Here is a 12,955-nt window from a genome sequence, read left to right on the forward strand (position 1 = left end):
GCGTCCCGCCGCTATTCTGCAACTATCGCGTCCCTCTTCCCCAACACGCAACGCAACCAGGCAAGGAATCCGTGATGAACAACGATCAAGCCTTGGCCAACTTTTGCGCCTTCTTTAATAAACTAGACAATACCTGTACAGAAAAACTATACGAGGTATATACTGAGGGTGTTGTTTTCAACGATCCGCTGCATCACATTGAAGGTCGAGACGCGCTTGAGCGCTATCTCGCCACGATGTATGAGAACGTTGAACGCGGCCGTTTCACCTATCACTCGCAGCAACGACAAGCGAATCAGGCCTTTGTGACATGGACAATGGAGTTCGTTCATCCACGCTTGGCGGGTGGCAAGCCGATTCGTGTTGAAGGCTGCAGCGCCTTAACGTTTGAAGAGGACGGGAGAGTATCGCGCGCCCGTGACTACTTTGACGCTGGCGCCATGCTGTATGAGCACCTTCCTATCATGGGGCGCGTCATACGCTGGTTAAAGCAACGCCTTAGTTGAAAAAAGGGTGACCTCGTTTATGTGCACGCCCGTTGCGTGCTAACAGGCCGCTATAGGAGAGCAGGATGAGCACATGGGAAAACGCCCCAACGCATTTGGCTAACCGGTGCTACCTCCGGTATTGGGGAGGCGCTGGCCAAGCAGTTCATCGCCCAGGGCCACAGCGTTGTTCTGAGCGCCCGCAACGAAGAGGCGCTCAATGCCCTTTGCGATGGTCATAGCAACGCTTACCCGCTGCCGCTGGATGTGAGCGACCATCAAGCCGTGCTTGCGGCGGGGGAACAGATCGCAGAGTGGCTGGGCGCATTAGACATTGCGCTCTTCAATGCCGGCACCTGTGAGTACCTGGATGCCCGACACTTCGATATGGCGCTAGTCGAGCGCGTTTTTACTCCTAACTTGTTTGGCACGCTTTACGGCGTTGAAGCCGCACTCCCGCTACTGCGTGCCGCCCGCCGAGAGGGCAAACCTGCCCGCTTGGCCGCTACCTCGAGCGCGTCGGCCTATCTGCCGCTGCCCCGCGCGGAGGCTTACGGGGCTTCAAAAGCCGCCGTGAGTTACTTCTTGGAGTCTCTGCGCCTTGATCTTCACCAGGAAGGGATTGACGTGAGCTTGATTCACCCAGGCTTTGTGAAAACGCCGCTTACCGACCGCAACGACTTTCCCATGCCCATGCAAGTCACTGCCGATGAAGCTGCCGAAGCAATTATTGCTGGGCTCGCAAAAGGACGTTTGGATATTCATTTTCCACGGCGCTTCACCTATATCGTGAAATGCTTGGGCATTTTACCCCCTGCCCTGCGGCGGTGGATTGGCCCGCGTATGACGCGGCAAACCAAGGAGCACTCATGAGCGCCTCAGCGTCACAGCGCATCGCTATCATCGGCAGCGGCATTAGCGGCATGGCTGCCGGATGGTACCTCTCCAGTCAGCCTGAGGTGACTCTGTTTGAAGCCGATAGCCGGCTGGGGGGCCACACCGCCACCATGGACGTTGCGGTGAACGGCACGCCTTACGCCATCGACACTGGATTTATCGTTTTCAACGATTGGACCTACCCGCACTTTCAGAGATTGCTGGCCACCCTTGGCGTGCCCAGCCAAGCCACTGAAATGAGCTTTTCGGTTCACGAGACGGATGTGGACTTTGAGTACAACGGCCATACGCTAGCCTCGTTGTTCGCCCAGCGGCGCAACCTGCTCAACCCCTCGTTCTATCGCCTGCTCAGCGACATTTTGCGCTTTAACAAGCAGGCCACGGCCGACCTTGAGAGCAAGCGGCTACCTGCCGACATGACTTTGGGTGAGAACCTTGACCAACACGGCTATGGAGAGGCGTTTCAGCGCCGTTACCTACTCCCCATGGGAGCTGCCATTTGGTCAGCCAGCTTCGGCGACCTTACGCGCCTTTCCTTTGACGTTTTTTGTGCGCCTTTTTCCGTAACCACGGGCTGCTGTCGGTGAATCACCGCCCCCAGTGGTACACCTTGATAGGCGGTTCAAAGCGCTATATTCCGGCGCTGACCGCTCCCTATGCCGCACGTATTCGCCTGAATACACCGGTGACCAACATTACTCGTAGCGATACCGGCGTGACCATTACAACCGCCCAAGGCAGCGAGCGTTTTGATCAGGTGGTGTTGGCATGCCACGCCGACCAAGCGGTGGCCATGTTAGGCGATGCGACACCTGACGAGCGCGATATTCTATCGGCGATGCCCTACCAGGATAACGAGGTGGTGCTGCATACCGACACAGCGCTGCTACCCCGGCGTCAGCGCGCTTGGGCAAGCTGGAACTACCGCTTGGACGGGCGAGGTGTCGATGAGCGCGTCTCAGTGACTTACAACATGAATATCTTGCAATGCCTAGAGGCGGATACCACCTTCTGCGTCACGCTCAACGATTCAGACAGCATCGACCCTGCCAAGGTGTTGGGACGCTACACCTACGCCCACCCCCAGTTCACCCTGGCGGGCCAAGCGGCGCAAATGCGCCACGATGAAATTTCGCCCGTAGCGCGACGCACTCACTTTTGCGGTGCCTATTGGCGCAACGGCTTTCATGAAGACGGCGTTTGGAGCGCGCTACGCGTGGCGCAGGCGCTCGGCTGCGATGAAGCAGCAGAGCCACCTGCCACGCCTACCGCGCTACCTGCGCATGAACTGATGCCTAATAGCGTGGGGGGGGGGCTGGGATGATTGCCGCGCCGCGTTCGCGCATCTATCGCGGTGCGCTACGCCACCGCCGCTTTACGCCAAAGACTCATGCATTTAGCTACCAAGTGTGGATGGCCTGGCTCGACCTTGATGGGCTGCCGACGCTGTTCGACGGCGTGCCTGGGTTTAGCGCCCGCAGGCCTGCACTGGCACGCTTTCGCCGCGAAGATTATCTGGCCCCTACTGACCGGCCACTGCGTACCGCCGTGCGTGAAGAGCTAACCCGCCAGCTGGGCAGCGCTCCCAGCGGGCGGATCTGCATGCTGACCCAGCTACGCATCCTGGGCACGATGTTTAACCCGATTACGATGTATTACGCTTACGATGAGCATGGCCGCCTAGCGGCTGTATTAGGCGAAGTCACCAATATGCCCTGGCGAGAGCGCACCTGCTACGCCTGCCACGTTGAGACTGGCCGTCATACCCATCAGGCAAGCTTTGCCAAAGCGATGCACGTATCGCCGTTTAATCCCATGGAGATGACTTACCGCTGGAAGTTCAACGGCCCCCGGCGAGCAGCTCTATCTACACATGGAAAACTGGCAGCACGAGCAGCTTCATTTTGATGCCACGCTCACCCTTGAGGCAGCGCCCGCCACGCGCGATGTGCTGCTGGGAACCCTCGCCAAGCACCCTTGGATGAGTCTGAAAACGGTCGCGGGAATCCATTTTGAAGCGCTTCGCCTATGGCTTAAGTGCATCCCCGTTTATAACCACCCTAAGCGCAAGGAGACTTCAAAGTGACCACCCTGCGTACCACACCCCCCAACAGTCAGCCAGCGCGTCAAGATCGCTTCACCCGCTGGCTAAAGCCGCGCTTAATGGCGCAGCTGGGTGCCTTTCGCGGCGGCCGAATTACGCTGATTGAAGGCAACCAATGCCACCACCTAGGCCAGGAGGGAGAAATCCAGGTGACCGTGGTGATCCGACACTCCCGCGCTTGGAAACGGCTTGCCTTTGGCGGCACGGCCGGCGCTGCGGAATCCTATATGGATGGCGATTGGGATGCCGATGATTTGGTGGCTCTGGTGCGCCTATTTGCGGCGAACCTGGAGCACTGCAACGGCAATATGGAGAACGGTAGCGCGCGCTTTACCCGCTGGCCACTGGGGCTTGTTTACCGTTTCCAGCGCAACAGCCTGTCCGGCTCTAAGCGCAATATCGCCGCCCATTACGATATTGGTAACGACCTGTTTGCGACGTTCCTGGATAAACGCCACTGGATGTACTCCAGCGCCGTTTTCCCCTATCCGGAAGCCAGCCTGGAGGAGGCCTCTACCTACAAGCTCGATATCATGCTAGAAAAGCTGGATGTGCGGCCTGAGCACCACCTGCTGGAAATTGGCACAGGCTGGGTCGGGCTGGCCATACACGCGGCAAAGACGCGTGGCTGCCGCGTCACCACCACCACGATTTCCGAAGAGCAGCACGCGCATACGGCCAAGCGCATCAAAGAAGAGGGGCTGGAAAATAAAATCACCCTGCTTAAGCAGGATTACCGCGAACTCACCGGACGTTTTGACCGATTGATTTCCGTGGAGATGATCGAAGCGGTTGGCCACCAGTATCTCAATACGTATCTGGAGAAGGTGGACAGCCTGCTGACCGACGATAGGGCAGGCCATGCTGCAGGCGATCACCATTCGTGACCAGCGCTTTGAAGAGGCCAAGCGGGATATGGACTTTATCAAACGCTACATTTTCCCCGGCGGGTTTTTGCCCTCCCACCACGCTATGCTCTCTGGCGTGATGCGTAAAACGTCGCTGAACGTGGTCCCCCTTGACGAGATTGGTCAGCACTATGCGCGTACGCTACGGGAGTGGCGCCACCGCTTTGAGGCGAGCCTCGATCAAGTACGCAACCAGGGCTACGATGAGCGCTTTATTCGCATGTGGCGTTACTATCTGTGCTACTGCGAAGGGGGCTTTATTGAGCGCTCCATCGGCACCTGCCACCTACTATTAGCAAAGCCCGCAGCTAAGCCCGTGCCGCTTACCGGAGCCTTGTAAATGGCTGCACAGCCTGCGCCACGGCAAACTCCGCTGCGCATGATGCTGTTCAACGCATTGCGTTTTGAAGCCGGCTGGCTGCTGTGCGTATTGGGCGGCTCCTGGGTCGCCGCGCTAACGGGGGCGGTACTGCTTGGCTGGCATTTCTGGCGCTGCGCCCAGCCAGGAGAATGGCGCTTTATCGCAGCTTTTGCCCTGCTGGGGCTGGTGTTAGACGGCGGGCTGCACTTGGCGGGCGGTTTTGATTTTGGCGAGCAGACGTTAATAGCGGGTTTATTGCCGCTGTGGTTATGGATGCTGTGGCCCCTGTTCGCCACCCTGGTATTTCACTCCCTGGCTTGGCTGTGGCGCTACCCACTAGTTGCCGCCGTGGGCGGTGCTGTTAGCGGGCCGCTCTCTTACTTAGGCGGTGCAGCGCTGGCAAACGTTAGCTTGGCACCGTGGCTCCTTCCAGCACCGGCCGTCATCTGGGCAGCGCTCTGCTGGGGCATCAGCCGTTACATTCAGCGTTTAGCCGCTAGTGATTAATTAATGTGCGCCTTCTGCCTGCGGTAGCGGTGCCCAGCGCTGCTCAAGCTCGGCGGCGGGCATCGGTTTAGCAAAGTAAAATCCTTGTACCAGGGTGCAGCCTGTTTCTACCAGGAACTGACACTGGGCCTGGGTTTCGACTCCTTCGGCGATCACTTCCAGCCCCATGCCTTTTGCCATGGCTAGTACCGCTGTAACAATCGCGGCATCTGCCTGATCGTTGGGCAACTCGCTGATAAAAGCGCGATCTAATTTAATTTTATCTACTGGCAGCCGCTTCAAATACCCCAGCGACGAGTAACCGGTGCCAAAGTCGTCAATAGCGATTGAGTAGCCAAGCTCTCTTAGTGCCTGCAGACGTGGCCCCATGTCCCCTGCTCGCTCGTCTAGTAACACCGATTCGGTCAGCTCCAAACCAAGTTGTGACGGCTCTAGCTGGTAACGCTCAAGACAGGTGGCAAGCTGGGTTTCTAGATCGCCCTGAAAGAGCTGAAGGGCAGAGATATTGACCCAAACAGTGGTCTTCGGCATGCCGCTATTTTGCAAGTGCGCTTGCTGAGCACAGGCCTTTTCGATCACCCAACTGCCTAACTCTGCCATCAAGCCGTGACGCTCGGCCAGGGGAATAAACTCTCCCGGCGATATCATGCCACCTTTGGGGTGACGCCAGCGCAGCAGTGCTTCCATACCTACCAACTCACCGCTACCGGGATGGTGTTGGGTTTGGTAGTGAAGCTCTAACTGGTCACCGGAGATCAGCGCGGCACGCAGGTCGCTGACTAATGCTAATTGGGGATTATCCTGCTTATCCAGCGCGGGGCGAAACCGCAGGCTGTGGTTGCGACCCAGCCGCTTGGCGCTGTAAAGCGCTGACTCTAAACGCTGAAACAGCACGCTGGAATCTTGACCATCTTCCGGCGCACGGCAGCTACCAATGGTGAGGCCTAATCGCAGCGACTGCTCATTAATCTCGAAGGGGCTGCACATATGGTCGCGCAGATTCCCTAGCCACTTGTCGTGGTCATCAAAGGTGGTGGTGCGAATCACCATAAACTCATCACCCCCCAGCCGCCCCACTCCGCTTCCCGCCATATAGCTGGTGAGCCGCTGGGCAAATCGAGCCAGCAGCCGGTCGCCCTGCTCAACGCCTAAGCTATCGTTAACCGACTTAAGTCCGTCAATATCAATCAGCGCCATATCCAAGCTTTCACCTGCACGCAGGTGGCGCAGCCTGGACGCCATTAAGTCATGCAAGCGACGCCGGTTAGGTAGGCCTGTTAGCGGATCTTCATAGCCGATACGTCTTAAATCGTTCTCACGAGCTTTTTGTGCCGAAATATCGGAGAACCAGCTGATAAAGTGGGTGATTTTGCCTCGCTTGTCGGTGACGGCACGCACTTTGAGCCATTCAGGGTACTCATCGCCATGTTTGCGACGGTTCCACATTTCGCCTTCCCACCGCCCAGTGGCTTTTAGGGTGCTCCAAAAGTTTTCATAAAACGCTTTGTCATGGCGCTGAGCCGCCAGGGTGTCTAGCTTTCGGCCTATCATCTCTTGGCTTTCATAACCGGTAATTTCGGTAAACGCCGGATTCACCGCTAGCACACGGTTTTGGACATCACTAATGACCATCGCATCACCAGACAACCCCAACGCATCCTGTGAAAGACGCAGGCGTAGACGCTGCTGACGCACTTGGTTCCAGGCATCCCACAAGCCTAAAGTAACGAAGCTAGCCGCGACCATACGCAGCGCCGCATCGGGGATCCACACGCAGGCAGGTAGCGCCATCAGCGCCACCCATACCAACGGGCGATTAAGAGAGACAGGCAGCCACATGGCGATTCTTGTTGTCCTAATCAGTCACTAATAAAAATAAACGATGACGACATCATGCCGTCTCACTAAAATCTTGGATAGAGCATATTACGTCAATACACCGTTTATTGGGCGAATTCACTAATCCGAACAGCACAATAAGGTAACCTGGGTTATCGGCAACCCATTAAAAAGTGTTAGAACGTTACGATAAGCCGCCCGCGACGTGCATTCAGCGGTTTCGGGAAGTAGACTAGGCGCAACAACCATCTTCATACTCGGAACGATTCAGTGACCAAGCAATATGCCTTTGATCGCGAAGAACTGCTGGCATGCTCGCGCGGCGAACTATTTGGCCCCGGCAATGCACAGTTGCCAGCTCCTAACACATGCTGATGCTTGATCGCATTAAGCACATTCACGAAGAAGGCGGTGAGCATGGCAAGGGCGAACTGATCGCCGAGCTGGATATCACACCTGATCTGTGGTTTTTTGATTGCCACTTCCCAGGAGACCCCGTGATGCCCGGCTGCTTAGGGCTTGATGCGATGTGGCAGCTGGTGGGCTTCTATCTGGGATGGCTTGGCCATCCTGGCCGTGGCCGTGCGCTAGGCTGTGGCGAAGTGAAGTTCAGCGGCCAAATTTTGCCCGACGCACAAAAAGTGACGTATCGCATTAATATGAAGCGCGTTATTACTCGTCGGCTTATCCTAGGCATTGCCGACGGCACTGTGTCCGTTGACGGACGCGACATCTACCAGGCTAATGACCTGCGCGTTGGCCTATTCACCTCCACTGCGAATTTCTAACAGGAGGCTCCCATGCGACGAGTGGTAGTCACCGGCCTTGGCATCGTGTCGTGCTTAGGCAACGACCAGCAACAGGTCCTAGACGCGCTCAAAAACGGGCGCAGCGGTATTCGTTTTAAGGAAGAGTACGCTGAGCGTGGCTTCCGTAGCCATGTAGCAGGCAGCGTTGATATCGACTTGGACGCGTTAATCGACCGCAAACTGCACCGCTTTATGGGCGACGCAGCAGCCTATGCGTATGTCTCCATGGCTCAAGCAGTCGAAGACGCCGGGCTAACTGAAGCCCAGGCTTCTGATGTGCGAACGGGGCTGATTGCAGGCTCGGGGGGTGCATCAAGCGCCAACCAAGTTGAAGCTGCCGACCCCATGCGCGAGAAAGGCCTACGCCGCGTAGGCCCCTACCGTGTTACCCGCACCATGGGCAGCACAGTGTCTGCGTGCTTGGCAACGCCGTTTAAAATCAAAGGTGTGAATTACTCAATCTCTTCCGCCTGTGCAACCTCAGCTCACTGTATCGGCAATGCCATGGAGCAGATCCAGCTAGGCAAGCAAGCTGTGGTGTTTGCGGGTGGTGGCGAAGAGGAGCACTGGACGCTCTCGCGCGTATTTGATGCAATGGGCGCCATCTCCACCCACTACAACGACACGCCTGACAAGGCTTCTCGCCCCTACGACCAGGCGCGCGACGGCTTTGTGATCGCTGGCGGCGGCGGCATGCTGGTGCTTGAAGAGCTGGAGCATGCCAAAGCTCGTGGCGCGAAGATTTACGGCGAGCTGGTGGGCTATGGCGCAACGTCTGATGGCTACGACATGGTGGCTCCCTCTGGCGAAGGTGCTACACGCTGTATGCACCAAGCGATGGCGACCGTGCAGGGCGATATCGACTATATCAATACCCACGGCACCTCTACGCCGGTTGGTGATGTGGCTGAGTTGAAGGCCATCCGCAATGTGTTTGGCAACTCAACGCCTGCTATGAGCTCGACCAAGTCGCTAACGGGCCACTCCCTGGGAGCAACAGGCGTACAAGAAGCCATCTACTCACTGTTGATGATGCAGCACAATTTTGTAGCTGCCTCGGCAAACGTTGATCAGCTGGATGAGCAGGCCGATGGCTTCGATATTGTGACCCAGCGTCGCGATAACGTCACCATCGACCGCGTGCTGTCTAATAGCTTTGGCTTTGGCGGTACGAACGCTTGCTTAGTCTTCCAGCGCTATAACGGTTGATCAGCACTTAAGCAGCATAAAAACGGCGCCTTTCGAGGCGCCGTTTTGCGTTATAAAACGATTAGCGAGACGCTGGCCGTGGCACCTCTGAACTTTCCTGTAGCTGACCCTCTATCCAAGCCCCTACCATCTTCCAAGACTTCATCGGGCGTACGCCCGGAGGTCTCAATGGGCGCTCCAATGCGCACCCGCAGTACACCTGGATGCTTTACCCAGTGCCGCCCAGGCCAGCGCTCACCAGCGTTGTGTGCCACCGGCAGGACTGGCACACCTGCACGGCACGACACCACGCTACCGCTTTTGTTGTAGCGCTTACGCACGCCGGGGGAAACGCGAGGACCTTCGGGAAAAATCAGCACGGAAAGGCCTGTGCCTCAGCGTTCAACACCCTGAGTAAGTACCTGCTTCATGGCGCGGGCTGGCTTTGAGCGATCAAGACTAATCGGGCGTAGCAGACGCAGCCCCCAACCAAAGATGGGAAAGCGCAGTAGCTCCTGCTTTAGCACAGTACATACCGGCGGCTTCATTACCTGCAGAAATACGGTTTCCCACTCGCACTGGTGGTTCGCCTGAATTACGCAGGGCCCTGACGGAATATCTCTCGCCCCTGAATGTCATAGCGCACGCCACAGGCAATGCGAAACCAAACCACCAAAAAGTAGTTATAGAGGTTTAACAATCGATAGCGACCCGCCAACGGCAGAAACGGCGCGATGGGTAGAAACAGAACGCCAATAAGCAGCATGGCAGTAAAATAACCCGCTTAGAACACCAGGCTGCGCACCACATTGATCAAACTGATTCTCCTGTCCCAACGTCATCACGCTGCTGGTCACGGGTTAAGCACCACGCATCCAGCATGCGTCCCACTTCCAGCCGCCAAGGTTTTTGATGCACACCAAAAACATCCAACACTCGACGGCAGTTTAATACCCGACGCAGCTTGGCGTCGTGATGATGATTAAGGGCCTGTATCTCCCCTAAATCAATATGTTCGCCACGCCCTTCTAGGTGAGTGGCCAGCTGAGTACGCACCATTGATGTAAAAGTGAACGCACTGACCGGCTCAGTGCCCGCCAAGTGATAGGCTCCCCAGGCGTCAGCGCCGCAGGCCTGCTGCTGTAGCATGCCAATCAACGCCATGGCGACCGCGTCGGCAGAGGTGGGGCAAAACACTACGTCCTCTGCTGCGCGCACCGTCTGCCCCGTGATAAAGCTGTCGATAATTTCACTCAGCCAGGCGTGGCTACCTTCCAACGCAAACAGCGGCCCTAAGCGCACAATCAGATGGCGATGGTATTCGGCACGGGTACGATCGCCTGTTTGCACCAATCGACGCAAACACTCATCACGTGGGGCAGGCACGACATGCTCATCAATCGGGATATCAAATCCCTCTTCATAGGGCTGATCCGAGACACACCACACCAACGCCACGTCTTGGGCTTGGCAGGCATCCACACAGCGATCAACGGCATCCGCATGGGCTTTCACCTCGGCGGGCGTCATGCTCAGCGCGTGCGCCAGCGGGGGAATGAGCACCGCATCGGGCGCTATCGCCTGTAGCTGACTCGGCGAAACAGCAAGGCCTTGCTCAATGACTAGCTCGGTATCCGCGCGCCGGCTCGCTTCACGGGCTAGCGCTAAACTTAAGCAGTGCCCGGCATCTAGTATCAGCAGCTTCAAGACAGCCTCTCCCACTCAACCCAAAACCGTGGCGGCAACTGCGCCACGCATCGACGAACGTGTGTAAGGTCTTTTTAGAACGGAATTTCGTCGTCGAAATCATCAAAATTGCCCGGATCGGGGGCGCCATAGCTGTTGTTTTGGTTATTCGGTGCCGGCTGCGGGTGCTGCAGCGCTGGCTGTCCACCGCGCTGAGGAGCCCCACCCTGAGGCGGGTAGCCGCCCTGCTGGGGCTGGTTTTGGCCATAGTTCTGTTGAGGAGGCGCTTGCTGAGCCGGGGCCTGCTGAGCGTAGCCACCCTGCGGGGCTCCACCGCCCTGGAAGTCGCCGCCACGGCTATCCAGCATTTGCATATCGTTAGCCACGATCTCCGTGCTGTAACGATCTTGACCGTTCTGGTCCTGCCATTTGCGCGTTTGCAGGCGGCCCTCAATATACACTTTTGAGCCTTTTTTAAGGTACTGCTGGGCGATTTCAGCGGTTTTGTTGAATAGCACCACGCGATGCCACTCGGTGCGCTCCTGGCGCTGGCCACTTTGGCGATCCATCCAGGTATCGGAAGTGGCTAGGTTTAAATTTGCTACCGCCGTGCCAGAAGGGGTGAATCGCACTTCAGGATCTTGGCCCAGGTTGCCAATCAAAATAACTTTGTTAATACCGCGCGCCATGAGGTCGCTCCTTTACGTAATCGGACAAATAACTGAGTAGGTCGCTACCTGCTGGTTTTTAGCAGGTGAGCGCTAATTCTTTAGGGTCGCGGCGGTGGAATCAGTTTTGCCAGCGCCGCTTGATCGAGTTCTTTGCGGTTTACCTTCAAATACATGAGGCGCTCCTCCGGCACGACCATCACATCTTCCACACCAACCACGTCGGCAAGATGCTCCATCAATAAGTTGATCGCATCAGGCTGCGTATCGTGTAACGCCACCACTTCGCTGGAGAGCGGCGGAGGAGAAGGCATCCGCCACATGGCTACCCACCAAGCCAGCGCTAGCACCGCGCAACCAATAAATACTGCGTTAAGCCCCCAGGTATTCGCCAGCAAGCCGCCCAACGTGCCACCTAAAAAAGCGCCGAGAAACTGGCTGGTGGAATACACCCCCATTGCGGTGCCCTTAGCACACGCTGGGGCCAACTTGCTAAGCATGGAAGGCAGCGTTGCCTCCAGCAAATTAAAGCCGGTAAAGAAAACAAATAGCCAAACAAACAGCCAATGCCCCTGGGAAAGCGACAACCCTAGGCTGGCTAGGCTGGCAGCGATGGCTCCAATCGCCAATAGGCACATCAGCCTCATACGCTGGCGCTTTTCCGCTATGATCACCAGCGGCACCATCGCCACAAAAGAGAGTGCCATAATGCCTAGGTAGGCTAATCCATGGTACTCCACTGCTACCCCCGCATTGAGTAAGCGGAAGGGGATAGCCACAAAGATTGCCATGAGGACAAGATGCAGCGCAAAAATCGATAGATCAAGCCGCCACAAATCCGGCCGGGTAATCACACTTTTAAACTGCTTCCGATCCAGCCCTACGTCACGGTGGCGTAACCGGCGCGGCGCAGGCGGCACCCAGCGCCAAAGGAATAACAGTCCCACCAATGTTAGGAGCGCGGCAAACCAAAACACCCCAGAGAGCCCCGCCCAGGAGGCTAACCAAGGGCCAAGCACCATGGAAATGGGCAAACGATACGCCGATCGAAAGGCCAATAGTGGCCATGGCCGCCGTGCGTACCTGCTCGGGGGTTTGATCTGCAATAGAGCCATTATGGCGGCCGCCACGGCACCGCCCCCCTGAAGGCCGCGACCTAAAATTACCCCGCCAATGCTATCTGCCATGGCCGCTACCACGCTGCCAAAAGCAAAAATCAGCAGCCCCATCGCAATGACACGCTTACGACCAATGCGGTCAGAGCGCAAACCAAACGGGATTTGCAGCGTCGCCTGGGTTAAGCCATAAAGGCCTAACGCCACGCCAACCAGTAACGGCGTAGCGCCTGTCAACGTGTCGGCATAAAGCGCGAGCACCGGCAGAACCATGAACAGTCCCAGCATACGAGACGCGTAAAGACCGGCCAAACCGCTGATTGCACGGCGTTCAGCGACCAGCAGCAGTGCGGAAACCTTGCGCATAATGCCCTTGTGTATGGTGGAT

The 12,955-nt window shown here is 57.0% G+C and carries 7 protein-coding genes and 6 pseudogenes; 8 read left to right on the plus strand and 5 right to left on the minus strand.

What is annotated here, in order from left to right:
- Window positions 1-74 precede the first annotated feature (74 nt).
- From B4967_RS15650 to B4967_RS15675, 6 genes and pseudogenes are all read left to right on the plus strand, one after another.
- Window positions 75-506 (plus strand): nuclear transport factor 2 family protein, encoded by a 432-nt coding sequence (locus B4967_RS15650; RefSeq protein ID WP_083026229.1) that lies wholly within the window; start codon window positions 75-77, stop codon window positions 504-506.
- 65 nt (window positions 507-571) lie between these two features.
- Window positions 572-1,358 (plus strand): annotated as a pseudogene (locus B4967_RS15655) (SDR family NAD(P)-dependent oxidoreductase).
- Window positions 1,355-2,706, plus strand: a pseudogene (locus B4967_RS15660) (NAD(P)/FAD-dependent oxidoreductase). Before B4967_RS15655 ends, B4967_RS15660 begins: the two co-directional pseudogenes overlap by 4 nt.
- Window positions 2,703-3,468, plus strand: a pseudogene (locus B4967_RS15665) (DUF1365 domain-containing protein). The pseudogenes B4967_RS15660 and B4967_RS15665 overlap by 4 nt, the downstream one beginning before the upstream one ends.
- Window positions 3,465-4,734: pseudogene (locus B4967_RS20535) on the plus strand (class I SAM-dependent methyltransferase). Before B4967_RS15665 ends, B4967_RS20535 begins: the two co-directional pseudogenes overlap by 4 nt.
- Window positions 4,735-5,262, plus strand: a complete 528-nt coding sequence (locus B4967_RS15675) for a DUF2878 family protein (RefSeq protein ID WP_083026231.1) — start codon at window positions 4,735-4,737, stop codon at window positions 5,260-5,262.
- On the opposite strand, the gene B4967_RS15680 is transcribed toward B4967_RS15675, so the two are convergent.
- Window positions 5,263-7,101 carry a putative bifunctional diguanylate cyclase/phosphodiesterase gene (locus B4967_RS15680; RefSeq protein ID WP_083026233.1) on the minus strand — a complete coding sequence of 613 codons (1,839 nt, stop codon included), beginning with the start codon at window positions 7,099-7,101 and terminating at the stop codon, window positions 5,263-5,265.
- Between the two features lie 270 nt (window positions 7,102-7,371).
- Here B4967_RS15680 and fabA point away from each other — a divergent pair.
- Window positions 7,372-7,889: pseudogene (gene fabA / locus B4967_RS15685) on the plus strand (3-hydroxyacyl-[acyl-carrier-protein] dehydratase FabA).
- A gap of 12 nt (window positions 7,890-7,901) precedes the next feature.
- Window positions 7,902-9,119 (plus strand): beta-ketoacyl-ACP synthase I, encoded by a 1,218-nt coding sequence (gene fabB, locus B4967_RS15690; protein WP_083026236.1) that lies wholly within the window; start codon window positions 7,902-7,904, stop codon window positions 9,117-9,119.
- A 61-nt stretch (window positions 9,120-9,180) separates the two neighbouring features.
- Here the strand turns inward: fabB and B4967_RS15695 are convergent.
- The 4 genes and pseudogenes from B4967_RS15695 to B4967_RS15710 form a co-directional block, all read right to left on the minus strand.
- A pseudogene (locus tag B4967_RS15695) lies at window positions 9,181-9,864 on the minus strand (lysophospholipid acyltransferase family protein).
- A 47-nt stretch (window positions 9,865-9,911) separates the two neighbouring features.
- Window positions 9,912-10,805 carry a sugar nucleotide-binding protein gene (locus B4967_RS15700; RefSeq protein WP_083026237.1) on the minus strand — a complete coding sequence of 298 codons (894 nt, stop codon included), beginning with the start codon at window positions 10,803-10,805 and terminating at the stop codon, window positions 9,912-9,914.
- A 74-nt stretch (window positions 10,806-10,879) separates the two neighbouring features.
- Complete coding sequence (locus tag B4967_RS15705) at window positions 10,880-11,473, minus strand: single-stranded DNA-binding protein (protein ID WP_083026239.1); 594 nt, start codon at window positions 11,471-11,473, stop codon at window positions 10,880-10,882.
- An 80-nt stretch (window positions 11,474-11,553) separates the two neighbouring features.
- Window positions 11,554-12,933 carry an MFS transporter gene (locus tag B4967_RS15710; protein ID WP_243470639.1) on the minus strand — a complete coding sequence of 460 codons (1,380 nt, stop codon included), beginning with the start codon at window positions 12,931-12,933 and terminating at the stop codon, window positions 11,554-11,556.
- Window positions 12,934-12,955: the final 22 nt, after the last annotated feature.

Origin of the sequence: Vreelandella lionensis, assembly GCF_002087295.1 — a bacterium.
GTDB classification, from domain to species: domain Bacteria; phylum Pseudomonadota; class Gammaproteobacteria; order Pseudomonadales; family Halomonadaceae; genus Vreelandella; species Vreelandella lionensis.